The 24,893-nt window shown below is 42.9% G+C and carries 17 protein-coding genes; 11 read left to right on the forward strand and 6 right to left on the reverse strand.

Annotated features, from left to right (window positions below):
- Positions 1-9 precede the first annotated feature (9 nt).
- Positions 10-1,470 carry an alpha-L-fucosidase gene (locus NYE58_RS13470; RefSeq protein ID WP_341002047.1) on the reverse strand — a complete coding sequence of 487 codons (1,461 nt, stop codon included), beginning with the start codon at positions 1,468-1,470 and terminating at the stop codon, positions 10-12.
- A gap of 120 nt (positions 1,471-1,590) precedes the next feature.
- Between NYE58_RS13470 and NYE58_RS13475 the strand changes: the two genes are divergently transcribed.
- A complete protein-coding gene (locus NYE58_RS13475) occupies positions 1,591-2,421 on the forward strand; it encodes an AraC family transcriptional regulator (RefSeq protein ID WP_341002048.1) in 831 nt (276 codons plus the stop codon).
- Positions 2,422-2,487: 66 nt separating this feature from the next.
- Here the strand turns inward: NYE58_RS13475 and NYE58_RS13480 are convergent, their stop codons facing one another.
- On the reverse strand, positions 2,488-5,598 hold the full coding sequence (locus tag NYE58_RS13480; protein ID WP_341002049.1) for a glycoside hydrolase family 2 TIM barrel-domain containing protein: 3,111 nt from the start codon (positions 5,596-5,598) through the stop codon (positions 2,488-2,490).
- A 102-nt stretch (positions 5,599-5,700) separates the two neighbouring features.
- On the opposite strand from NYE58_RS13480, the gene NYE58_RS13485 reads away from it, so the two are divergent.
- Together NYE58_RS13485 and NYE58_RS13490 are read left to right on the forward strand one after the other, a co-directional pair.
- The gene (locus NYE58_RS13485; protein WP_256716126.1) at positions 5,701-6,543 is read left to right on the forward strand and encodes an AraC family transcriptional regulator; all 843 of its coding nucleotides are present in this window, start codon (positions 5,701-5,703) and stop codon (positions 6,541-6,543) included.
- Between the two features lie 167 nt (positions 6,544-6,710).
- Positions 6,711-7,616, forward strand: coding sequence for a hypothetical protein (locus tag NYE58_RS13490; protein ID WP_076130585.1), 906 nt, complete (start codon positions 6,711-6,713; stop codon positions 7,614-7,616).
- A gap of 47 nt (positions 7,617-7,663) precedes the next feature.
- Here the strand turns inward: NYE58_RS13490 and NYE58_RS13495 are convergent, their stop codons facing one another.
- Positions 7,664-8,533: an AraC family transcriptional regulator gene (locus tag NYE58_RS13495; RefSeq protein WP_341002050.1), complete on the reverse strand. Its 870-nt coding sequence runs from the start codon at positions 8,531-8,533 to the stop codon at positions 7,664-7,666.
- Between the two features lie 136 nt (positions 8,534-8,669).
- On the opposite strand from NYE58_RS13495, the gene NYE58_RS13500 reads away from it, so the two are divergent.
- Both NYE58_RS13500 and NYE58_RS13505 read left to right on the forward strand, forming a co-directional pair.
- A complete protein-coding gene (locus NYE58_RS13500) occupies positions 8,670-11,336 on the forward strand; it encodes a family 78 glycoside hydrolase catalytic domain (RefSeq protein ID WP_341002051.1) in 2,667 nt (888 codons plus the stop codon).
- A 170-nt stretch (positions 11,337-11,506) separates the two neighbouring features.
- Positions 11,507-13,888, forward strand: a complete 2,382-nt coding sequence (locus NYE58_RS13505) for an alpha-L-arabinofuranosidase C-terminal domain-containing protein (protein WP_076277435.1) — start codon at positions 11,507-11,509, stop codon at positions 13,886-13,888.
- A gap of 72 nt (positions 13,889-13,960) precedes the next feature.
- Here the strand turns inward: NYE58_RS13505 and arfA are convergent, their stop codons facing one another.
- Positions 13,961-15,466 (reverse strand): arabinosylfuranosidase ArfA, encoded by a 1,506-nt coding sequence (gene arfA / locus NYE58_RS13510; RefSeq protein ID WP_076187265.1) that lies wholly within the window; start codon positions 15,464-15,466, stop codon positions 13,961-13,963.
- 150 nt (positions 15,467-15,616) lie between these two features.
- Here arfA and NYE58_RS13515 point away from each other — a divergent pair, with 150 nt between their 5' ends.
- The 6 genes from NYE58_RS13515 (at position 15,617) to NYE58_RS13540 (ending at position 22,820) form a co-directional block, all read left to right on the forward strand.
- Entirely contained in the window at positions 15,617-16,519 is a 903-nt protein-coding gene (locus NYE58_RS13515) for an ArsR/SmtB family transcription factor (protein ID WP_076219818.1), read from the forward strand.
- 170 nt (positions 16,520-16,689) lie between these two features.
- Positions 16,690-17,697: a LacI family DNA-binding transcriptional regulator gene (locus NYE58_RS13520; RefSeq protein WP_036689737.1), complete on the forward strand. Its 1,008-nt coding sequence runs from the start codon at positions 16,690-16,692 to the stop codon at positions 17,695-17,697.
- A gap of 179 nt (positions 17,698-17,876) precedes the next feature.
- Complete coding sequence (locus NYE58_RS13525) at positions 17,877-18,818, forward strand: ABC transporter permease (RefSeq protein WP_036689816.1); 942 nt, start codon at positions 17,877-17,879, stop codon at positions 18,816-18,818.
- 14 nt (positions 18,819-18,832) lie between these two features.
- Complete coding sequence (locus NYE58_RS13530) at positions 18,833-19,720, forward strand: carbohydrate ABC transporter permease (protein WP_036689738.1); 888 nt, start codon at positions 18,833-18,835, stop codon at positions 19,718-19,720.
- A 55-nt stretch (positions 19,721-19,775) separates the two neighbouring features.
- Entirely contained in the window at positions 19,776-21,413 is a 1,638-nt protein-coding gene (locus NYE58_RS13535; RefSeq protein ID WP_341002052.1) for a sugar ABC transporter substrate-binding protein, read from the forward strand.
- A 63-nt stretch (positions 21,414-21,476) separates the two neighbouring features.
- On the forward strand, positions 21,477-22,820 hold the full coding sequence (locus NYE58_RS13540; protein ID WP_076277433.1) for a glycoside hydrolase family 30 protein: 1,344 nt from the start codon (positions 21,477-21,479) through the stop codon (positions 22,818-22,820).
- A gap of 199 nt (positions 22,821-23,019) precedes the next feature.
- Here the strand turns inward: NYE58_RS13540 and thiD are convergent, their stop codons facing one another.
- Entirely contained in the window at positions 23,020-23,832 is an 813-nt protein-coding gene (gene thiD, locus NYE58_RS13545) for a bifunctional hydroxymethylpyrimidine kinase/phosphomethylpyrimidine kinase (protein WP_038570000.1), read from the reverse strand.
- A 131-nt stretch (positions 23,833-23,963) separates the two neighbouring features.
- Positions 23,964-24,845 (reverse strand): DUF4850 domain-containing protein, encoded by an 882-nt coding sequence (locus NYE58_RS13550; RefSeq protein ID WP_341002055.1) that lies wholly within the window; start codon positions 24,843-24,845, stop codon positions 23,964-23,966.
- Positions 24,846-24,893: the final 48 nt, after the last annotated feature.

Consider the following 24,893-nt stretch of genomic DNA (forward strand, 5'->3'; position numbering starts at 1 on the left):
TAAGTGTCCCTAATCCAATTCAATCCGCAGAACAACCGGAGTCTCACTTCGAACCGAGGTCGTTTTTATAACCAAGGCTTCATCGGTTCTTTCCCATGCAGGTTGTTCCTCAAAACCTAAGATTTTGATCTGTTTAATCATCCCATGGAAGTGCGCAGCGTTTTCTTTAAGGGATTTGATTTGCACTATTCCGTTGTTTGGATAGACAAGAACAGTAGCGTAAAGATAACTGCCTTTTACCGTAAAGCGAATATCTTCATTGGTGAAAATTTTTGTGATCCCATCTGTAAACTGACCTTCAACAATCTCCGTAGGGCCTTCCCCGAAGGTGCGCCAGTAGGTCGTATCATAGATTGCTTCACCATTCACCTTTAGCCATTCTCCGATGCCAAGCAGAATCTCCTGATCCTGAGCTGGAATGCTGCCGTCCGCTTTAGGACCTATATTCAGCAGCAAGTTGCCGTTTTTGCTTACGATATCTATTAGATCTCTGATAATTTCTACGGCAGATTTATAATCATTTTCCGGAGTATAACACCATGAATTTTTAGCAACTGCTGTATCCGTTTGCCAGAAATAAGGTTTAAGCCCGGAGAAATGACCTCTCTCAATATCTGGGATTGCTGAGCCAAACATGAAGGCATCATGCTTATAATTGATTGCAACCGGAGTTCCCCATTCCTCTCCCTTGTTGTAATAGTAAGCAGCGAACTTTTTGAGATAGGGTTTGAAGGCGGCTGTGTGAATCCACCAGTCAAAGTAAAAGATTTTCGGCTGATAATTGTCTACCAGCTCGCAGCAGCGAATCAACCAATCCTCCAGAAATTCTTGATTGGGTGGGGAGCCGAATAAATCCTGATGATCGGGTTCGGGCATGGATGGCCAATAGAGATCTCCACATACAAGCGGTTCATGGATATCGGAATCAAATTCCTTGCCATGAGACAGGAAGAACCAGTGCTCAGCTCTATGGGAAGATACACAAAACTCTAATCCCTGCTGCTCAAAAGCGTCTTTCATTTCCCCGACTAAATCCCGCTTGGGACCCATCTCATATGTGTTATAGTGGGAGTAAGCGCTCTTATACATTTGAAAGCCGTCATGGTGCTCTGCAACAGGCATCACGTATTTGGCTCCAGATAATTTAAAGAGATTGGCCCATTCCTCAGCATTGAAATGCTCAGCCTTGAACAAGGGGATGAAATCCTTATAGCCAAAGGTTTTATGCTCGCCATAGGTAGCAAGATGATGTTCATATTCCCGTGAACCCTGGATATACATATTTCGGGGATACCATTCATTGGCGAAAGCCGGAATAGAATAAAGACCCCAATGAATGAAAATACCAAACTTAGCGTTCTCATACCACGTAGGCACTTGAAATTGACTTAGTGAATCCCAATCGGCTTTGAATCTTCCAGTTACGATCGTATCTTCGATTACTTTTAAATATTTGCTTTTATCCACCATTTTGCAATCATCCTTTCAAACGTTTATTTCTTCTTCATTGTAGTGATTAGAGGTGGAAATCAAAATGTAGGACATTAACTTTTAGATGTACAAAACTAACCTGATAAGGCGGAGTAAGGGATGGATAACCATGTTTTGCTTACAAATTATTTATCCAATTTAAAGGTTGATTTATTTATGGCTGATTACAATCTTTGTGGCCGTGACTGGAGAGATCTTGACTACACACCTGACTATAGTAAATTTTATTTTATTTGCGATGGGGAGGGTTGGTTAAAGATTGGGGATCGAGAATATTATCCGAAGCCTGGTCAGCTTTTTTTGATGCCTGAGGGAGTTAAGCAATCTTATTCTTGCATAAGTGATCAACCCTTTGAGAAGTATTGGTGCCATTTCAGCGCAAAAGTCGGAGACATTAATCTATTCAAAATGTTAGAGTTAAGTCATGTATGCAGAGAAGTAGATCCTCATGTAATCCAAAAGATTTTCAGCAGCCTAACGAGTCATATGAAATCTGATGCGGTGTATGCTCATTTATTAGCCAAAAGTAAGTTAATGGAGTTATTTTCTTATTTTATTATGAACATAGATGTAGATGATATCACCTTTAAGAATCCGAGCTCGATTGAAAAATTAACGAAAGTATTAACGTACATAGACGCTCATATCGAGCGAAATATCACCATACACGAGCTTGCCGAGATTGCGTACATGCATCCCAACTATTTTATCCGGCTATTTAAACAGCAAATCGGAGTTCCACCCATTCAGTATATCACCCGAAAAAAGATAACTAAGGCCAAGGAGCTATTGAGGGGGACGCAAAGTTCTGTCGGTGAGATTGCCCATGATCTTGGTTTTAGCGATCTCTATTATTTCTCCAAACAGTTCAAAAAAAATGTAGGTTTAAGCCCTTCGGAATTCAGACAAGGAACAGTAGCTGTGAAATAAATAGAAGAAGGCCGTCCTGTGTGGTAGAAACCAACCAGAGACGGCCTTTTTTATAAGTGGAAGAGATTAGAGCAGTGAGACAGTGAAACGGAAGATGTACGGGCGATTAGCCGGCAGAGTGAACTCTTCGTGAGTTGGTGCGCCCCAGCTGTCGTCCCCGCCAACACCCATTTGCTTGTAGTTAACTCTTAGTACGCTTTTGTTCGAAACTGGCAATTTATAGACGTGGTCATGGGCTTCCAGTTCTTCAGGCTTCCAAGGCAGGGCATTAACTTCGATAGGCGTTGCACTTTCAAAATAGAACCCTGATCCATCGTTGCCCTCTGTAATTGAAGCGAATCTGACATCTGTCTTGTTGCCGCACTCTTGAGGTTTGAGATAAGGTGTGAATTGATCACTGACCTTACCAGTGTAACGTCCAAGTGGGGCACCGCTTTGTCTATCCCAATAGTTCTCATGAGGTCCGCGGCCGTACCATGACAGGGTATCAAGACTTCCATCTAGAACGAACATCATTCCGAACTCAGGGATTTCTGGCAGAACGCTGCTGCCCGGACTCAATTCTTGCGTGATCTCTAAAGTCCCGTCAGCACGAATCACATACTGGACCCGAAGCGTGGAATCCGGACTTGTAGCCAGAAGGTAGCTGGCAGAGACGAAACAGAGAGAGCCTTCGGTTCTAAATGTAAAGCTGATTAAGTGTTGTTTATGCGATGCCTGCTTCCATACTGCACACCGCTGTGGCAATTTATTACCACAATCATTATCAGTGACTGCTCTCCAGAAGTTAGCTCTTACAGGTTCAAGCAGACGTTCTTTGCCTGAGGAACGATAAGAGTTCAGAGCACCCGTAGTGGTACTAAAGCTCAGTTCGAAATTATCACCTTGTACATTCAAAACATTCTCAAGCTCGCTGACACGCAGTGGTTCTGCGATTGTCTTTGAGGTATTGGTTACAAAACGGGGTGACAGAATGAACTGTTCCCAAGCGATTTCGTGATTGGCTTCTGCCCATATAGTTGCTGAAGGCTGAATAAAGGAAAGATTCAGAACTGCTTCATGATTGCCACGCAGTGAATCCAGCTCGTAAGGAACTTTGCATGAAATGTTCTCACCTGGTGCACATGAGATCTTCAGCAAGCCTTCTTGCGCAGTTACTCCGTCTAAACGAACTTCCCATTTGAGATCGTATTCCTTTAAGTTGGTAAATAAGAAGGAATTGCGAATCTGGAAGAGTCCTTCTAGGATATTTTCAGCCGTTACTTTAATATTCTGATAACATTTTTTGACCTCAAAGAGCTTAGGAGTAACCGTACGATCAGCAAAAAGCAATCCGTTGCCACTAAAGTTGCCATCATGAGGCGATTCACCAAAGTCCCCGCCATAAGCGAGATATTCAATTCCCTCGGAGGTGTGGGTCCGAATGGCTTGATCTACCCAATCCCAAATGAATGCACCTTGAACAATATCATATTTGTCGAACAAGTCACAGTATAAGTGCAGCCCACCGCATGAATTGCCCATGGCATGACTGTATTCGCAGAGGATATAAGGCTTTTTCGGATTATTAAGCGCATATTTTTCAACATCCTGCGGTTTAATGTACATAGTAGATTCTATGTCACTTGCTGCTTCCGATTCTCTACAGTGGAAGATTCCCTCATAATGAACGGGCCGCGAAGGATCGATTTCTCTCAGGTAGTCGTGCATAGCGATAAAATTGTCGCCTCCGAAAGATTCATTGCCGAGAGACCAAATGATGACTGAAGGGTGGTTTTTATCCCTTTGCATCATGGAGTTGCAGCGGTCAATGACATTGGCCCGCCATTCCGGTTTGCTTCCAGGGACATTCCCGTCATTCAACCCTTCTTGGCTGTATGCCCAGGTGCCGTGAGTTTCCAGATTAGTTTCGTCAATCACATATAATCCGTATTCATCACATAACTCGTACCAGACAGACTGATTCGGGTAATGGGAGGTTCGAACAGCATTAATATTATGTGTTTTCATTAATTGGATGTCGCGCAGCATATCTTCTTTGGCTAAAGCACGACCTGTGTCGCAAGAGAATTCGTGGCGATTGACACCTTTGAGTACGATTCTTTTGCCATTGATCTTCATAAGTCCGTCTTTAATCTCAAACTTGCGGAATCCAACCTTACAGCTGACCGTTTCTTGTGTATGCCCGTTGCCGTCATTTATAGACAGAACTAAGGTATAAAGATAAGGGGTTTCAGCACTCCATTTAAAAGGCTGCTCAACCGGGGCAGAAAGCTTGAGTTGTTGAACGCCTTCTTGCTCAAAGGAACCCGTAGCGGAGATAGGAGTCTCCCAAACAGGCTGGCCCTCTTTATTGTAAAGCTGCATTTGCAGTGTATATGGGCTTTGCTCGTTAAAATAATTTTCCACCTTGATATCTACATTTAAATCCGCATGTACGAAGTTTTCATCCAGATCTGTGTGGACGAAATAATCAGCAATATGAACGGAAGGAGCCGAATAAAGATAGACTTCCCGAAAAATACCGCTCAGGCGCCAGAAATCCTGATCCTCTAGCCAGCTGGCATCACACCAACGATAAACCTCGACAGCTAGTTTGTTGTCCCCTGCCACTAAATATGGGGTGATATCGAATTCTGATGGAGTAAATGTATCTTCACAGTACCCGACAAGTTCACCGTTTACCCAGACGTAGAAAGCGGATTCAACACCCTGAAAGCTTAGGTACACCGGTTGACCGTTCCAAGACTCAGGTACAGTAAAGGTTCGTAGATAAGAGCCTACTGGATTATATTTTGTTGGGGCAAAGGGGGCTTTAAGCTCTGGCTCGGATTCCGCCCAAGGATACCGGAGATTTGTATATTGTGGGTAGTCGTAACCTTGGAACTGCCAGTGGGACGGTACAGGAATTGTATCCCAAGTACTGCAATCAAAATCGGTTTTATAGAAATCCACAATTCGTTGATCCGGTGTTTCGGAAAAAGCGAATTTCCAAAGCCCATTGAGGGTTTGGTAGAAAGGTGAGGTTTCTTTATCGTTAGTTAGCGCTTGGGATAAGCTACGGTAAGGGATCATGGAGGCATGTGCATCCAATCGATTCAATTCAAAAGTCTCTGGGTTGTTATTCCATTCCGGATAACCGTTAGCAGGTGGCTGGTAGACAAACTTTGCTCGCATGAGTTGATCTCCTTTATAATCATTGTAATGTTATTATATTCATATTATAAGTTGAAGTAATGTTAGGATAAATAAAAGAATTTTAGTCCCAGATAACAAAATATGAAACGAGGACTTTTTATGGAGAGCAAAATTATTTTTTGCCAAACAGAAGATGTAATCATGCTGCCGCTTTATGCTACAACCCTTGGATTTTGGGAGCATCAGCCAGAAACTATACGTCCTGCAGGCTTTCCAGACTATCAAATACATCAGATTCACGAAGGCAAGGGTGAGCTTATCATTCATGAGAACCGATATCTCGTGGGTCCAGGGGATGTGTTCTTTTTGTTCCCGGATATTCCTCATTCGTATGCCCCTATCAGTGGGAAGGAATGGAAGGTATCATGGGTCTCGTTCAATGGCAGAGAGGTTGGTCAAATGCTGCTCTATGCGGGCATCCGCGAGTCTGGTCCTGCTAGATTAAAAGAAGATCAGTGGCTCAATCCTCTAAAGCAAATCCTTATGCTGCCAGATAGCAATGAGCTGGAGACTAATTTGGCACGATCTAAACATCTTTATGCATTGCTTCTGGATTTAAAAAGAAAGCTAGTATCGCCTCTGAATGAGGCACATGAATTGGAGCGAATTAAGCCGGTGCTGCGTTATATTGAGAGCAATCTGCATAGGACGCTTCCTTTAAAGGAGCTGGCGGAGATTATTTCTGTATCGCCACAGTATTTATGCAGGCTTTTTCAAAAAACAATTCATGATCGACCTGTAACCTATATCAATAAGCAACGTATCAATTTGAGTAAACAGCTTATGTTTAATGGACGAGATAAAAAAATGTATGAAATTGCCCAGCTAGTGGGTTTTGATAATGCTAGTTACTTTTGTTTGGTGTTTAAAAGATTGACAGGGATGAGTCCTGAGCAATTTAAGCAGCTGCATGGTTTGGATTAGATAAACGCTTACTTGTTACCGTCTAGCACAACATGATATAGTTTACTTGAGTTCCTGCGATGTTTTTTTTGCGGCTTAGCCCATACTTTTACTGCCACAAGAATTCAATACATAGAACCAAATTAACGATCTGAAATGACGAAAAGCATCAGGAAGGAGACATCATTTTGAATGAGAAGCTAAAGCAAGCCTATGAGCGTTTGAACTTGCCTGAAGACGTTACCCGGGAGGAATTGAACAAAAGGTTAGATATGCATTTGAAACGCCGTCGATCGAATTCGACTGAAGATGAGGTTGCAGCTTATGAAGAGGAGTTCCGCGCTTACAAAACCATCCTAGATGGCTTGGATCAGAAGGAGATTCAGGAAGCAGAGGACAAGCGGCTGGAGAAGTGGGGAGCCATGTCCGGCGTAGCACGTAAATCGGAGAATTTCTTTCGACTCTACAAAACGCACACTATTATTTCTATTATCGTGCTGCTGGTAGTTATCTTTGGGGGGAAAGCGCTCTATGATCAATGGCAGGAAAGAAAATATGAAGCTACGCTCCCACCGGTAGATGTTCGAATCATGTTCCTAGGCAACTATGAATCTCAGGACTCGTCAGGTAAGAATGAAGAGCTAAAACAAGAAATTATCAAACGTTACCCGGCTTGGAAGAGAGTGGAGGCAGAAATCGTTTATCTACCCTCAACAGGTGGGACGGACGGTGGAGCCTTGGATATGAGCTATATGCAGCGGGCTATGGCGATGCTGGCAGCCGATCATCCGGATATCCTGATTATGGATGATGCTACTTTTGAATGGATTGGCCAGCAGTCGGGACTGCAAAATCTGGAGTCGTTTATTAAATCCGCAGGACTTCCTCTTGATGATAACCGTTTGAAACGTATGACTAACCCGGAGAGTGGTCAAGAGCTGATTACTGGCATAGATATCACAGATACGGATTTTGCTACAGAACTCCCTATCCATTCAAACCAGATGATCGTCGGAACGTTAGGACAAGATGACAGTAAGACTAAATCAACTGATTTTGTTGAGTTTTTACTTAAACAGATCACTAATCAATAAATTAATAGGGCCGATGTTGTATGGATGTTCATACGACATCGGCTTTTTTATGATCTGTAGAGCTTGCGGTACGCGATGGGTGTCTGGCCGACTATTTTTTTGAATACAGCGTTAAAGGAGTCGATGTCACGGTAACCAACTAGCTCGGCAATCATATTAATTTTATGTCCAGAAGTACGCAGCAATTCACAGCTTTTATGCATTCGCAGATTCTTCAAGTAGGTCCCAAAGGACTGGCCAGTATGCTTGTGGAACATGCGCTGAAGATGCCTGCTGCTCCACTGTGAAATACGGGCTAATTCGGCAAGTGTAATCTTTTCCGACAGATTATGCTCTAGGTATTGAATGACTTGCGTGAAGTCTGCCATATCCATCGTAGATTTGTCATCTTCTCCGTATTTTTGCCTGTACACTGCTATGATTAATTGACTTAAGAGGGTGTAAAGCATTGTTTTGGAGCCCATACCGGATACCGACATTTCATGATATAAATTCAGCATTAAGCGCTCAATAGAGCCATCTCGATCTGAGACGTAAAAGTAAGATGAGCTGCTACTCCCAAGAGTGGCTAGGTGCTCCCGGATAGATGGCTCTTGAAGGACGATATTTAATTGCTCCACCATTTGCATATCAAAAAGGCAGTTATAGACGATCAGGCGATTCCCTAAAGTATCAGAAGATGCTGGACGGAACACATGGGGGGCACCTACAGGAATCACGAACAGCATTCCTTTTCTAACGGGAAAGATCTCATTTTCAAGGTGATGAAAACCTCTTCCTTCAGCTACATAGCAATACTCAATAAATTCATGAGCATGAAAAGGGGCATGGAAGTTCTCTGAATAGCGGTTAACGAGCAGATGCAGATCGTTTTGAAAAAAGATTTCATTTTTGAACAACTCGGTGGTTCGTTGCATATTGAATTGCCCCTTCCAGATTCATGGCATGATTGCAGGGATATGATGTCCTTTTTACCGGGTGATGAAAGCGGTAACCCAGCTATAATTATAGGGCAAAGACTAATTTGTCGCTATAGAAGGAGGTTTTATCTATATGTTCGCAATCACTAAGCTTCGTTGTGAGTACAAAGAAAATCCGCTAGGAATTGATGTGATCAGACCCAGAATCAGTTGGCAGTTAGTTTCAGATGACAGGGACTGCATGCAGTCTGCTTATCAAATTCAAGTGGCGGAGAATATGCTTTTTCAAGGCAAGCTATGGGATACAGAGGCAGTAAAGTCTTCTCAATCGATCCATGTTGAGCTTGAAGGTCTGCTGCTGGAAGCTCGCACGCGTTATTATTATCGGGTTCGGGCATGGAATCAGAATGCAATAGACTCGGGTTGGTCTGAGGTTGCATTTTTTGAAACCGGACTATTAGATGCAGGGAATTGGCAGGCGGAGTGGATCAGCGCTCCTACAGCCTCTTTTTCACAAGATTCTGAGATTTGCCCACAGCTTCGTACATTCGTGGATGTAAAAGGTCCAGTGGAAAGTGCAAGGATTTATGCTACTGCTTTGGGCTTGTATGAACTGCAGCTGAACGGAAGTCGGGTGGGAGATCATTATTTTACTCCAGGCTGGACCACTTACAGTAAGAGGCTGCAATATCAAACTTATGATGTCACAAAGCTTCTGCATGAAGGTGCGAATGCGTTAGGCGCACTGTTGGGCAATGGCTGGTACAGAGGGTATTTGGGCTGGGATAATCGAAAGGAGATTTATGGATCAAAGACTTCACTTCTGCTGGAGCTTCATATCCGGTACGCAGACGGTTCAAATGAGCTTATTAGCTCAGATCAGAATTGGCAGGCTGCAAAAAGCGCAATTATGATGTCTGAAATTTATAAGGGTGAAACCTATGATGCTCGGCTGGAGTTGGATATCACTGATCCTTCATCAGAAGGTTGGCATCCAGTGGACATTATTAATTATTCCAAAGCGATCATCGTTGCCCAGGAAAATGTGCCAGTGACACAAGTTGAAACCTTGAAGCCGATTGCACTGCTGACTACCCCGCAGGGAGATAGAGTGCTGGACATGGGCCAGAACATGGTAGGGTGGTTAAAATTTAATGTAAAAGGTCAATCTGGTCAGATGGTAGAACTTCAGCATGCTGAAATATTAGACCGGGACGGAAATTTCTACACGGAGAATATGCGTAAAGCGAAACAGTGCATCCGCTATACTCTGAAAGGCGGGGAGCAAGAGACGTATGAACCACACTTCACTTTCCAAGGTTTTCGGTATGTGAAGCTTAGTGGGTTCTCAGCAGATCTTCAACTAGAGGATTTCACAGGAATTGTGGTGCACTCCAATATGGAACGTACGGGTGATTTTCAGTGCTCAGATCCACTTGTGAATCAACTGCATCACAATATCCTGTGGGGGCAAAAAGGGAATTTCCTCGATGTGCCCACTGATTGTCCACAGCGTGATGAGCGGCTCGGCTGGACGGGGGATGCTCAGATGTTTGTCCGAACAGCCTCCTATTTGATGAATACGGCACCTTTCTTTACGAAATGGTTACGGGATTTGAAGGCAGACCAAACCCCTGAGGGCGGCATTCCGTTTTTTATTCCAGAGCTGAGAGCAGCGCCTCCTGGCGACGGAGATACTAACCATTCTTCTGCAGCCTGGGGGGATGCAGCTACGATCTGTCCATGGACAATCTATGAAATGTACGGCGACAAAAGGCTGCTTGCAGAGCAATACGAGAGCATGAAGCAATGGATTTCATATATCTATGCACAGGGAAGTAACCCTTATCTGTGGAATACTGGCTTTCATTTCGGCGATTGGCTAGCGCTTGATTCCAAGCCAGACAGCTATGTGGGAGCTACAGATCGGGATTATGTCGCCACCGCTTTTTATGCCTATTCCGTTTCTCTTACTTTAAAAGCGGCAATAGCCTTAGAAAAATCGGAGGACGTGGACTATTATAGTGAGTTGCACGCCAATATTATAAAAGCATTCAGTGATGAGTTCATAACACCTGCGGGAAGGTTGTCCGTCTCTACCCAGACTGCACAGATATTAGCCCTACGTTTCGATCTTATAGAAGGGGGCGCCAAAGAACGTGCAATTCAGAAGCTCACTGAGCTGATTGCTGAAGCTAAGGATCATCTGACTACTGGATTCGTGGGCACACCATATCTGAATCCTGTGCTCAGCGAGATTGGAAATAATGAACTCGCGTATAAGCTTCTTTTTCAAAAGGATTATCCATCCTGGCTGTATCAGGTGACGAAAGGTGCGACTACGATTTGGGAACATTGGGATGGGATTAAGGATGACGGCAGCTTCTGGAGTGCAGATATGAATTCCTTCAATCATTATGCCTATGGCGCAATAGGTGAATGGTTGTATCGTTACGTTGCAGGAATCGGAACAGATGAGTTGGAGCCTGGTTTCAAAATCGTTCATATCAAGCCACAGCCAGGCCCCGGTCTGGATTACGCAGAAGCTAGTCTTGAAACCATGTACGGAAAAGTGGAGTCAGCGTGGCGGCGATCAGAGGATAATGGAATGATGATTCACGTTACGATTCCTGCCAATACCAACGGTATTGTCGTTCTGCCTGGAGCCAATCAACTAGGGTTATTAGAAAATGAAGTTCCTGTGGAGCAGTCCAGAGGCGTGCACAGCATCAGCTTGGTCGATAACGGAGTGAGACTTCAATTAGGTTCGGGCAGCTATCAATTTACGTATTCTTTATAACCTTTACTAGGGCTTCCTAGTGTGAACTGACATCGAGGGATATTCGGTGTCAGTTTTTCGTTTTTGAATTGACGAATATAGAGAGGAGTTATTATAATGATTTATATTGATATGAACTAAGTAACATAAATATAAATCAAATTGGAATTCACAAGGAGGAAGACAAAAGAATGAAGACAGAAGGAAAATTGAAGATACATACGCAGAAGCGGGGGGCGGAGTTAGGCGATCTATTCGGTATTTTCTTCGAGGATTTGAATCATGCGGCCGATGGTGGGCTTTACGCTGAGCTAGTTCAGAACCGATCTTTTGAATTCGACCCGATTGACCGGGCAGATTATCATGCGCTGATGGCTTGGGAGCCTGTAGAACGTGGAGATGGAAAGGTAAATATCTCTGTAGAAGACAGCAAGCCCTTAAATGATCGTAACCAACATTATGTTGCCATCGATATTGTGGCTGAAGGTGACGGCGTTGGCCTGATGAATCTAGGCTTTAACAGTGGTATTCCGGTAAAAGAAGGCGAGAATTATAACTTCTCGGTGTATGCCCGCCGGGAGACAAGCTTTGATGTGCCGCTTACCGTAAACATCGAAAGCACAGATGGCATCATTCTTGGTGAAGTGGAAATACCCGTAAGCAGCTCCGAATGGACCCGATATGAAGCCGTTATTACAGCTAATAGCACGGACACAAGCAGTCGTCTTGTAATCGTTACCAAAGGTAACGGGAAGGTATATCTGGATATGGTTTCCCTGTTTCCTGAGAAGACCTTTAAGAATAGACCCGGAGGCATGCGTGAAGATATTTCGCTGCTGCTCGCTGATTTAAAACCTAAATTTATGCGGTTCCCAGGAGGATGTCTGGTGCATGACGGTTCCTTGGATCCAGATGACAGAGACTCCATGTACAGATGGAAGAATACGATTGGGAATGTTGCACAAAGACCGGCAAGACGCAATAACTGGTCATATAATCAGACGCTTGGGTTAGGTTATTATGAATATTTTCAGTTCTGTGAGGATATTGGAGCTAAGCCGATCCCCGTTCTTCCGGGCGGCTACGACCCGCATCATAAACGGATGGTACCGCTGGATGAATTAACGCCTTGGATTGAGGATGCTTTGGATTTAATTGAATTCGCCAAGGGGGATTCTTCCACGAAGTGGGGAGGCATTCGTGCAGAACTGGGTCACCCTGAGCCTTTTGGGCTGGAGTATGTCGGCATTGGGAATGAAGAGGTAGGTGCACCCTTTTTCGAGAGATATCCTTACTTTCATCAAGCTATCAAAGCAAAATATCCGGAAATCAAGGTCATTAATTCTAGCGGTCCGTTCTCTGCCGGCCAGGAATATGAACGGGGCTGGACGTCGGCAAAAGAGAATAAGTCTGACCTCGTAGACGAGCATTATTACTGTACACCTGAATGGTTCCTGGCTAATCATCATCGTTATGATGACTTCAAAGCCGATGAGCCAAAGGTATTCCTCGGTGAATATGCTTCATGGGGCAATACCTATTACAATGCATTGGTGGAAGCAGCATTTATGACAGGTCTGCAAAATAATGCGCATGCCGTTGGCTTAGCTTGTTATGCTCCAATGCTCTGCAATGTGGATTATATTAACTGGAAGCCGGATATGATCTGGTTCAATAATCATGAAGTGTACGGAACGGCAAACTATTATGTGCAAAAGCTATTTATGAACCATCAGGGAGATCATTTGCTGAAGATGGAAGCAGATGGCTTCACGGCACCGAAGGAAAGCAGAAAGGAAGCGATCACTGGAGCCGTCAGTTTCGGTGTGGATGCCTCTGCTGCTCGTTTCTCCGAGATCACCTTAGTCAACAATCTTACGGGAGAAGTGAAGACGTATTCTGACTTATCAGAGGAAGTTTCAAATCTGCCTGACCCTGCTCAGAACAAAACGGCTAATCGGACACTAGAGCTTGGTGAGACAGAGTGGGAAAACTATACTTTGCATTTTAAGGCTACACGAACTGCAGGAAATAAAGGGTTTATCTTTTATTTTGGTAAAGCGGATGATCAGAATCATTTGTACTGGGAGCTAGGTGGCTGGCAGAATCAGGATTCGATTGTGGCCTCAATTATCAACGGAAGAAATTCTGTTCTGACGCATGCTATGTTTACGGTTGAAACAGATGTAGAATACGATCTTAAGCTAGAAGTAGTGGGCAGACAGATCCGTACCTTTATTAACGGAGAACTGGTGAATGAGACAGAAGATAAACTTCCGGTCATCGAACCGCTGTATTACACGGCAAGTGTGGAAGATTTAACGGGGGATATTATCCTCAAGACAGTAAACGTACAAGAGAACAGTGTTTCTGCTGAGGTTCTACTGGAATCTTTGGCAAAAGAAGCACTGACCATCGAAGTCTATGAAATGTCGGGACACCCGCTTGAGGACGAAAATAACTTCGAGAATAAGCAGCAGGTCTCTCCGAAACAAACCAGCTTTAAGACAGAAGGAAGCAGCTTTAGTTATGAGTTTCCGAAGCAATCCGTGACAATTTTCAGAATAAAATAACGAAGAAGCCCCCATGAATCTATGGCTTATTAAAGATTCATGGGGGCATTTCTATGACTATTACAAGTTAACTTAGCCGTTCACCCGCAGACGAATCACATTCCAGGAAGCTTTTGCGAGAAGGGCCTTTACATGTCCACTCTCAACAACGGCTTTGCCTTGGCTAGGCATCACGTTATGTGGATTGGATTTGGTGTTTACAGCTTTAATATCTTCATGTTCCAGTACAATATGCTCAATGATGTTTACGGAACTGAAGCTACGCAGATCCACGTCGAGCTCTAGTCCTTCGGATAAATGGCGGTTTACAGCGAAGACGGTTACTTCATTCAGCTCCTCGTTGTATACACTAATGGCTTCCAAGTAAGGCACATCAGTGAAATCTTTGGAATCGTATTTAGGGCTGGAAATCAGCGGGTGAAGTACGGTTCCACGACCATAAAGGGAAGCATGCAGGTACGGATAATAAGTAGTCTGCAGCCAAAGCGGTCCGCCATTTTCAGTCATAATTGGGGCGATTACATTGATCAGCTGCGCTAAGCAGGCCATTTTCACACGATCAGCATGCTTCAATAATGAAATAAGACAGCAGCCCACAACAAGTGCATCTTCAAGTGTGTACACATCTTCGAATTCTGGCGGTGCGATCTGCCAATGTTGTTCGGCACGGCTGCTGCCTTGTGATTTCCATACATTCCATTCATCGAGCGACAGATTAATTTTCTTTTTGCTCTTTTTCTTCGCTTGAACATAATCACAGGTGGCAGCCACACTGCTGATGAAATGATCCAAATCCATGGAGCGGGCTAGGAAATTAGGCGTATCGTCATTGTTGTTATTGTAGTACGTATGCAGTGATAAATAATCTACATTATCATAAGAAAGATCAAGCACGGTAGCTTCCCACTCGGCAAAAGTGTCCATGCCGCTGCCGGAGCTGCCACAAGCCACAAGCTCAAGCGTTGGATCGACCCAGCGCATAGCTTTTGCAGTTTCGTTCGCTAACCGGCCATATTCGACCGCGGTTTTAGCTCCAATCTGCCACGGACCATCCATTTCATTTCCGAGGCACCAGGTCTTAAAAGCGTGAGGCTCTTTATACCCATGAGAGATCCGCAGGTCACTGTAGTAGGAGCCGGAAGGATGATTGCAGTACTCTACTAGATTTCTAGCTGCATCGATACCGCGTGTTCCAAGGTTAACTGCCATCATAACTTCGCTGCCTACGAGCTTAGCCCAATCTGCAAATTCGTTGGTACCCACTTGATTGGTTTCTGTGGTCCACCAAGCTAGTTCAAGAGATTGCTTGCGTTCATGCTTGGGTCCAACCCCATCTTCCCAATTGTAACCGGATACAAAGTTTCCTCCAGGATAACGGATGATAGGAACGTTTAGGGCACGAATAGCTTCGATGGCATCGTTCCGAAAACCATTCTGATCCGCAGTAGGGTGACCCGGGTCATAAATGCCACCGTAAACTGCTCTTCCTAAATGTTCGATAAATGAGCCGTAGATCCGCGGGTCTACTTCAGCTAGTCTGAAATCTTTGTCAATAATCATTGTCGATTTAATCGGCATGAGTGTACAGCTCCCTCTAGTTGAATTAATGTTTTCACTAATTAAGTAATTGTTTTATGATTACATCATACTGATTTTAGCTTATAATAAGCAATGAATTAATTTAGGATTCGTTAAAATACTAATTCAATAAGCATAGGAGACGTTGAAATGTACTTAACCACAGATTCTGAATCCTTGCAGGTGTATGAAGCGCTGGCAAGTGAAGTTAGGCTGCGAATTATTGAAATTCTGGACCGCAGAGAGATGCACATCAAAGAGCTGGCAGCGGAGCTCTATCTTAGTAGTGCAATTGTCAGTACTCATGTAGCAAAGCTGCAAAAAGCAGGCCTGATCAGTTCTAAAATGAGACGAGTAAATGGAGGGACCTATAAATATTGTTCTTTGTCTGCGAATTATCTGCAGATTAAATTATCGGGCTCCCGCGGAGTTGCCAGAAAGGTGGTTGAAGTGTCTATCCCTGTAGGGCAATATACCGATATCCAGGCTTTACCTACCTGCGGGATTGCTACTACTGAGAAGCTGATCGGCTATTATGATGATCCACGTTATTTTCTGGACCCGGAACGGGTGAATGCCGGCATTGTATGGTTTGCGAAAGGTTCTATCGAGTACAAGATTCCAAATTATCTATTTCAAGATCAAGTGGTGCAGGAGATTGAGATTTCGCTGGAAATAGGTTCCGAAGCTCCACATGTAAATGAGAAGTGGCCGTCGGATATTGGCTTTATGATGAATGGACAGGATTTAGGAAAATGGACCAGTCCGGGCGACTTTGGCCTCACTAGAGGACGATTAAATCCCATTTGGTGGCGTTCGGATGTTAACCAATATGGTTTGCTGAAGGTTCTGCGGATTAATGCAGGTGGAACCTTTGTGGATGGGCAGCAAATCTCAGATATTACCTTGGAGGATGTACGAGTAGAGCAGGATCAGTGGACCTTTCGTTTAACGGCAGAGAATAGCGGACGGAGAAGAGGCGGACTAACCATATATGGCCGTGGATTTGGGAATTACGAGCAAGACATTATGTTTAGAGTGTATTATGAATGATTTCGAGTTTGCAGAAGAGGTGTTTTATAAGATTCTGTAGAAAATTTAAGCTTGTGTACCAATTATTACCTCTGATAAAATAAAAATAAAAATATATTGTAATGAAAACGTTTTTATGTTAATTTAAATCTATAAAAACGTTTTTATTCGTAAAGGAAGATTGAATCATTATGGAAAAGGTAACGATCAAAGATGTTGCCAGAGAGGCTGGAGTCTCCATTTCTACGGTTTCCAACGCGCTAAATGACGTAGATGTATTGAACCCGGAGACGAAATCACATGTTCTTAAGGTTGCGAAGCGATTAAATTATGTTCCTAACCTGAACGGTAAGCTCCTTAGGAATGGGAAAACCAAAATGCTGGGTTTTTTCACAACAAGTGTGTCGGGTCCATACTTCTATAAGCTTGTTGAGTCCATGTCGCGTGAATGTGACCGGCTAGGTTACGGGCTGAATGTATTTGTTACCAAGGATAAACAAGTGATTATGAGCAATATTCTAGGCCGGCGAGTGGATGGTGTCATTATTTACGAGGAGCTGAGAATAGACGAAGAAGAAATTGCCGCAATGGTGAAAGACAAGATCAAGGCTGTATTTTTGGATCGGCCGCTTAAGAACGACACGATGGGAAGCGTGATATTTGATTCTTTTGAAGCGGGGTTTGAAGCGACCAAATATTTAATCAGTCTAGGGCATAAAAAGATTGCTTACATATCTGGTGTGGATGAGATGTACGACAGTGTTCAGCGGAGAGAAGGATACTTAGCTGCTTTGCGTCAGTATCAGCTACCCACGCATGAAGAGTATATTATACAAGGATATTTTGAAGAAGAAAGCACCTACAACGCTATAAAATCTTTTCTTCACTATAGTCCTGATAAAATACCTGATGCCTTCTTAGCAGGGAACGACTTGAGTGCGATTGGATGTATTCAAGCTTTGAAATCGCATGGATACGAAGTTCCGCTAGATGTTAGTGTTATGGGGTTTGATGATATTGATATTGCGCAATATTTCTCACCGCCTTTAACTACTGTAAGAAATCAAATTGCTAGACAGGGTATTTTGGCTATTAATCACCTCGTTCGTATGATTCAGAAGAAGGAACAGGGCGAGATGATGAAATTGGCGGGTGAATTAGTTGTAAGAGGTTCTAGTCAAGTAAAGATTGGTCGGTAAGAACACATATATGTAATGGGTTCAAGATTTCACCCGATCATTTTTTATAATTTTGTTGTTTTGGGAGGGTTTTTTTTTCAAAAAAATAAAAACGTTTTTATTGTTTGGGGATCATGATTTGGAGGGGAGAAGAAAAAGTGGATAAATTAGCCGTAGTGCCAACAAACGGAAAGAATCCAATGAGCGGGAAAAAGCCTATGGGGCAGAGGGTCAAAGAATTTGTAATTGATTACAAGAGACAATGGGAAATTCAATCCATGGTCATCCCGGGAATTATTTTTATGATTATCTTTTGTTTTATTCCGATCTACGGATTGACGATTGCTTTTAAAAGCTACACCGTAATTGATACGCTCGATTCTGCACCTTGGGTAGGGCTCGATAATTTCAGAATTATTTTATCTGATAAATATTTTTGGGACGCTGTAGTCAATACATTAGGGATCAGCTTTCTGAAATTAGCCATAGGGTTTGTTATTCCTATTATTTTATCCGTTATGATTTACGAATTAAGTGGTGGACGCTTTAAAAAGATAGTGCAAACCATCTCTTATTTACCACACTTTTTGTCCTGGATCGTTCTCGGCGGGATGCTGATTGCCTGGTTTTCCTCATCCGGTATGTTTAATGAGATTATGCTCAGTTTGGGACTGATTTCGAAACCGGTAAATATTTTGCTTGATGCGAATAAATACTGGTGGATTGCAACGTTATCCGATATTTGGAAAGAGGCTGGTTGGGGAACGATTCTCTACTTAGCCATTATGTCGAAAATTGATCCTACTTATTATGAGGCTGCCAAAATAGATGGCGCAAGCCGTATGAGACAAATTTGGAATATCACGCTTCCTAACATGAAACCGATTATCAGTTTAAATCTGATTCTCACTGTAAGCGGTTTATTAGGATCAAATCTGGACCAAACCCTGGTATTGATGAATTCTCAGAACCGCGTTAAGGCGGAGGTCATTAATTCTTATGTGTATCGTATGGGTATGACGCAAGGTGACTTCTCTTATGCTACTGCTGTTGGTTTAGGTGTCTCCATCGTTTCAGTCATCCTACTGATTAGCGCCAACAAAGTATCCAGTAAATTAAATGATAATCAATCAGTTCTGTAGAAGGAGGCATTTCTGTGAATCGTACGGTGGCTAAAGAAGATCTCGATAGTCGAATCTTTAATACCTTAAATATTATCCTGCTCTGTATTTGTACAATCATTATTGTCGTTCCTTTATGGAATGTAGTCATATCCTCTTTAAGTTCGGGCAAGGCGCTTGCGGAAGGCGGATTCATATTTTGGTCTCCAGAGTTCTCTTTGGAAAATTATCGTGCTGTATTTCAAGATGAGACCATTGGTTTAGCATTCGTAGTATCGCTTGCCAAAACATTCATTGGTGTCATTACCCACGTATTCTTTTGTGCCATGATCGGTTATGGCTTGAGTAAGAAATACATACGTGGACGTAAGCTGTATGTTGCCATGGGTGTAATCACTATGTTTTTCTCTGGTGGAATGATCCCTACGTATTTATTGATTAAATCATTAGGCCTCTTAAACAGCTTCTGGGTTTATATTATCCCGGCCTTGTTCAGTTATTATGATGTAGTTATTCTAATGAACTTCTTCAGAAATGTACCGGATTCACTTGAAGAGTCAGCCAAAATTGATGGTGCAGGTGACTGGCGCATTTTCCTGAAAATCTTTATCCCTCTTTCCATGCCGGCTATGGCCACCATTGCGTTATTTAACGGGGTTGGGCAGTGGAACGACTTTATGACTACCAAGTTATATATTACCGATCAATCGCTCTACCCGCTGCAGATGAAGCTCTATGAAATCATTGTTCAGTCGCAAACACAATCCATGCAAAATGTTGGTGGATCTGCGATTATCGAAACTACGACTAAAGGGGTTCAACTAGCAACAATTGTCATTACAACTTTGCCGATTGTTGTGATGTATCCAATATTACAGAGGTACTTTATCTCAGGCATGATGATGGGGGCGGTGAAGGAATAGTAAGTAAATCTCCAAGTAGTGAATGCTTACAAAACATTTTAGGGGGAAACAAAAGATGAACAAAGCATTTGGGAAAAAAGGACTCAAACTTTGTACGGCACTTATGGCTGTTGTATTAGTATTTACAGGTTGTGGATCGAAAGGTAATTCTGACAGCTCCAGTAAAGAGTTAAGCTCCATTGAAGGCCGTTATACTATAGATCCGGAAACACCGGCATGGAAGCTGGATACAAAAAAAGAGACAACAGATCTGACTTGGTACGTGAATGCAGACTGGTGGAATACTGATTTCGGAAAAGACCTTGTCACCAAGAAAATTAAAGAGGATTTAAACATCAACATTAAATTCATTACAGGCGATGACACTAAGCTGAATACGATTTTTGCCGGCGGTGAAATGCCAGACCTGTTGACTATTTTTGATTCCAACTCTCCAGTCGTACAAAAAGCTGCTACCTGGGCATTGCCTTTAAATGATCTGGCAGATAAATATGATCCGTATTTCAATAAAGTTGCAGAAAAAGATACGATGAACTGGTTCCAGTTAGCTGATGGCAAGACCTATGGATACCCTAACTATTCCAATACGCAAAACGATTATGATAGCGGTAACATCCCTGCTAAAACAGCCTTTGTCATCCGTAAGGATGTTTACGAAGCCATTGGAAAACCAAGCTTTGGAACTCCTGAGGAATTCAAGAGCGTTATGCAACAAATCAAAAAACAATTCCCGGACATGATTCCTTTTGGTTTTAACTCCATTGGTTCAGGCACTGGTTCTTTGGGAGATGTATTGGAGGATTTCATCGGAGTGCCGATGGAAACTGAAAATGGCGAGTTCTACAACCGTAACCTAGATGAGGATTACTTGACTTGGTTGAAAACGTTAAATGAAGTCTACAGAAATGGTGATATCAGTGATGACAGCTTTGCTGATGACGGTACTGCCTTTGAAGAAAAAGTGAAATCCGGTAAATATGCAACAATACTTTTGGATGGAACCCCTCAACAAAGTGGTAACCTGCAAATCTTCATGACAGAAAATCCAGGCAAGGAATATATCGCTATTGATGGCCCACAAAGTACTGTTGGACATGAACCAACGTTGAATCAATCCGGAATTACAGGTTGGATGATTAGCTATGTTACTAAAAAGGCTAAGGATCCTGCAAAAGCGATTCAAATTTACACTTATTTGCTCAGCGACGAAGGACAAAAGCTCATGAACTACGGTATTGAAGGAGAGACCTATAAAGTTAACGACAGCGGTAAAATTGAATTCTTGCCTGAAATCAAAGACCTGCAATTAAATAATGCCGATAAATTCAAAAAAGATTACCGGATGGGCGAATTTATGTTCTTTGGACATGACCGTGATAAAGCGCTGAGTAATGACGCATTCGCAGATTCCATTAAACAAATGCAAGAGTGGGGCAAAGGAAAGCTAAAACCACACTTTATTCTTGAAAATATTAACCCGGCTCAAGGAACGCCTGAAGCTCGCAGTCTTACTGCAATTGATACTACTTGGAACACTACGCTTGTAAGTATGATCCGCGCTAAAGACGATGCTACATTCGACAGCACCTTAGCTGCTTACAAAACATTTTTGAATGATAACAACTGGGAAAAGATTGTAGAAGTTCGTTCTGAAAAAATGAAAAACAACAAAGAAAAATTAGGTCTTAAATAAGTTAGATAATAGAATGTGGCCCCTTCACTGGGGCCTCTTCATAGAAAGATGGAGGGAAACAACATGCCAGAGCTTAAAATTTATCAATCCACCGGGGAGAATACATTGTTTGTAGAGCAAAGTCTGCAACAATTAACTCCAATTGCTGACGCAGAGGCGACCACTACTGTAACTATTGACGAGAATCAAACCTTTCAGGAAATGGATGGCTTTGGAGCATCCTTTACGGATTCATCCGCTTATTTGATTAATCAAGTCCTGGACAACGAACAGAAAAAGGAAGTCATGAGCAAGCTTTTTGACGCACAAGATGGAATTGGTTTGTCCGTATTAAGAAATCCAATGGGGGCATCGGATTATGCTAGAGATATTTATAGCTATGACGATAGACCTGCACTGGAAACGGATACGGAATTAACCCACTTCTCTATCGCACATGATGAAGCAGACATTATCCCTTTGTTGCAACAAGCTCTGGAAATTAACCCTGAGATCAAACTGATGGCTTCTCCATGGAGTGCACCAGGTTGGATGAAGACTAGCGGATCGATGATTGCTGGAGAACTTAAACAAGAATATTATCAGGCTTATGCCGATTATTTTGTTCGATATATTCAAGCTTTTGAAGGGCACGGATTGCCAACTTATGCTGTAACACCACAGAACGAGCCTTTATTTGAACCCAAACACTACCCTAGTATGTTAATGTTGCCTGAGGCGCAAAAAGATTTCATTAAAAACTACCTGAAGCCTAGCTTTGTTAAGCATAACATCGCTACAAAAATTCTCTGCTACGACCACAACTGGGATCGTCCAGATTATCCGTTAACCGTGCTCGATTATGCAAAAGATGAAGTAGATGGTGTAGCTTGGCACTGGTATGGTGGCAATGCGTCAGCGCAATCAGAGGTTCTGAAAGCTTTTGCTGATAAAGAAGTGCATTTTACAGAAGGTTCTGGTGGAGAATGGATTCCTCCGTTTGAACAAGCCTTCTCCAATGTAATGAGAACAGGGATTGATATTCTTAGAAATCATAGTAAATCCTTTGTGTTATGGAATATGGCCTTAGATGAAAAGAACGGCCCAACCGTACCGGGTTTTGGCAAAAGTACTTGTCGTGGTGTTGTGACAGTCAACCAAGAGACCAAGGAGCTTACGTATACGCTCGACTATTATGCGCTGGCCCATTTCAGTAAATTTATTCGTCCGAAGGCTGTGCGTATTGACGCCTCCACCAATCAAGAAGTGATTCGTTCCGTAGCTTTTAAGAATACAGATAACTCTATTGCAGTTGTTCTGTTCAACGATAGTGAAAAGGCTGAGAATGTGGCTTTGAACTTGCCGGGAGCGGATGAATTATCTTTCCGTTTGGCATCAAAAAGTGCTTTATCCATTCTGATAAAATAATTAGAGGACGTAGCTCAGAAGCACTCGAATCTTGATTCGGGTGCTTTTTTTATGAAAATAATCGTATAAAAAATCAATGTTCGGTAAGCATAGTTTTGAATTTACGGATTTTCAATAATAGTAAATAAAAATGGCAGTCCAAAGCTGAAGTTCAGCGTCTGGACTGCCATTTATTTTTTGTGTAATTGGATTGCGAGTTCTAACGTTCTAAACGGTAACCACCGTGAAATACAGGACCCACATATTCATTAAACGCAAATCCATTACGAATGGCTGCGGAGACAAAATCTTTAGCTTTTGCAACAGCTTCATGAACCGTTAAGCCATTAGCTAGACCGCCTGTAATTGCTGCGGCAAAAGTACATCCAGCTCCATGATTGTGAGCGGGTTCGATTTTGGCTGTTTGGAATACAGTGTACTCAGAACCGTCGAAGAAGATATCAATCGCTTGATCGCCGCCGAGTGCTTTGCCGCCTTTAACCACGACATTACGTGCACCGAGCTTATGAATCAGACGGGCAGCTTCTTTCATTTCCTCAAGGGTAGTAAGTTTGCCAAGACCTGAAAGAACACCTGCTTCAAACAAGTTTGGGGTGACCACAGTTGCTAGTGGTAGCAATAAGTCACGAATAGCCTCAGCGCTGTCAGGGTTCAAGACTTCATCTTCACCCTTGCACACCATAACTGGATCAATAACTACATTAGTCTGAAGATTTTCTTTGATCGCTTGCTCTGCAACGCGCACAATTTCAACACTTCCAAGCATACCTGTCTTCATGGCATTAACCGGGCCACCAGCGAAAATAGTTTTTAACTGCTCAGCAACAATGGAGGCATCAATTGGATAAACATTATGGTGCCAGCCGTTGTCCGGGTCCATAGTAACGATAGTGGTCAAGGCACTAAAGCCGTAGGTACCATACTCTTCAAATGTTTTTAGATCCGCTTGGATGCCTGCGCCACCACTGGAGTCGCTGCCTGCAATAGTTAGAGTTTTAATAATTTGAGTCATGGTTACGTCCCCTTTATATATGTCTGAATTTATAAACAACGCATTGCATTGATTATAACAAAAAATAGCACCTACGTCTTTCTAAAAGCAAGAGCAAGGTTGAAAATACCTTCCTCTAAAAATTCCCACCCTTAGTCCAGCTTCTCTGCGTTTGGGTCAGCAATGAAGAGCGGTCCATGATTATCTGTAAAGAACTTCATGAGGGTCTCCACTACTTCCTGCTGTGGGGATGTTTGAGCTTGATGTATTCCGGTACTGCGGAATAAATAACCCCATTCTCCCTTATCGTAATAGGCAGCACCCTCATCCTGATAACCATTCGCGTCTGCTTGAAGCGTATATCTGACCGTTCTTGCTTCAGCTCCGGCAGTACCTAAAATATGCTGTTCGCTAAACTTAAGTGGATTATTAATGGTAAATCCCAGCGCGTCAGCCCATTCGGCTTTTTCCGGGAAATAGGCTCCGATTGCAGTGATGGCACAGCCTGTGCAAGTCCAAGCCGTATCTGAATAGTTCATGTTTTGTTCCGGATGGTTCGGATCCTGAAAGGTAACTCCATAAGAACCGTTAGCGCCGACAACCGCGGTAGCCTGCCATCCGGCAGGAGCGAGTAGAAGATAACCTCCACCGATATCAGGACGGTAGACCAGCGTTGCTTCTACTTGGTTTTTCATGTCTTGAGATAAAGAAAAGGTCATTTCAGGTATGGGGGGGATTTCTGTATTTACATATTCGTCACCACTATCAATATTTAGCTGCGCGAGCGTAGTGTGCAGTGGAATGATGACCTGCCCATTATCGGGATCACTGCTAGGAAATTCGAGCATTTCTTGTGTGGAGCTGGGTTTGTTATCTGCTTCATTATTAGTTTGTGCGTTGGTGGATGTGGGTGGTGTGGTAGGTGTACCCCAGTCGAGCCCTTTATATCCAATCAGCAGCACTAGTACAATTACGACGCACAATATTGAAGTTAAGATCCAGCCGTTTCTAACACCTCTTCGTTTGGATTTCATATATGTTGTACCTCCTTTGATCTTACTTATATAGACCTAAGAATGGAA

This window comes from Paenibacillus sp. FSL L8-0708 (genome assembly GCF_038009325.1).
Classification (GTDB): domain Bacteria; phylum Bacillota; class Bacilli; order Paenibacillales; family Paenibacillaceae; genus Paenibacillus_AQ; species Paenibacillus_AQ odorifer.

Bases quoted from the DNA above. Each gene is read 5' to 3' on its own strand.
- NYE58_RS13550 (WP_341002055.1), bottom strand. From the start codon at position 24,845: ATGAAATCCAAACGAAGAGGTGTTAGAAACGGCTGGATCTTAACTTCA.
- NYE58_RS13540 (WP_076277433.1), top strand. From the start codon at position 21,477: ATGCCAGAGCTTAAAATTTATCAATCCACCGGGGAGAATACATTGTTT.
- NYE58_RS13525 (WP_036689816.1), top strand. From the start codon at position 17,877: ATGAGCGGGAAAAAGCCTATGGGGCAGAGGGTCAAAGAATTTGTAATT.
- NYE58_RS13470 (WP_341002047.1), bottom strand. From the start codon at position 1,470: ATGGTGGATAAAAGCAAATATTTAAAAGTAATCGAAGATACGATCGTA.
- NYE58_RS13495 (WP_341002050.1), bottom strand. From the start codon at position 8,533: ATGCAACGAACCACCGAGTTGTTCAAAAATGAAATCTTTTTTCAAAAC.
- NYE58_RS13500 (WP_341002051.1), top strand. From the start codon at position 8,670: ATGTTCGCAATCACTAAGCTTCGTTGTGAGTACAAAGAAAATCCGCTA.
- NYE58_RS13515 (WP_076219818.1), top strand. From the start codon at position 15,617: ATGTACTTAACCACAGATTCTGAATCCTTGCAGGTGTATGAAGCGCTG.
- thiD (WP_038570000.1), bottom strand. From the start codon at position 23,832: ATGACTCAAATTATTAAAACTCTAACTATTGCAGGCAGCGACTCCAGT.
- NYE58_RS13520 (WP_036689737.1), top strand. From the start codon at position 16,690: ATGGAAAAGGTAACGATCAAAGATGTTGCCAGAGAGGCTGGAGTCTCC.
- NYE58_RS13480 (WP_341002049.1), bottom strand. From the start codon at position 5,598: ATGCGAGCAAAGTTTGTCTACCAGCCACCTGCTAACGGTTATCCGGAA.
- arfA (WP_076187265.1), bottom strand. From the start codon at position 15,466: ATGCCGATTAAATCGACAATGATTATTGACAAAGATTTCAGACTAGCT.
- NYE58_RS13475 (WP_341002048.1), top strand. From the start codon at position 1,591: ATGGATAACCATGTTTTGCTTACAAATTATTTATCCAATTTAAAGGTT.
- NYE58_RS13535 (WP_341002052.1), top strand. From the start codon at position 19,776: ATGAACAAAGCATTTGGGAAAAAAGGACTCAAACTTTGTACGGCACTT.
- NYE58_RS13505 (WP_076277435.1), top strand. From the start codon at position 11,507: ATGAAGACAGAAGGAAAATTGAAGATACATACGCAGAAGCGGGGGGCG.
- NYE58_RS13485 (WP_256716126.1), top strand. From the start codon at position 5,701: ATGAAACGAGGACTTTTTATGGAGAGCAAAATTATTTTTTGCCAAACA.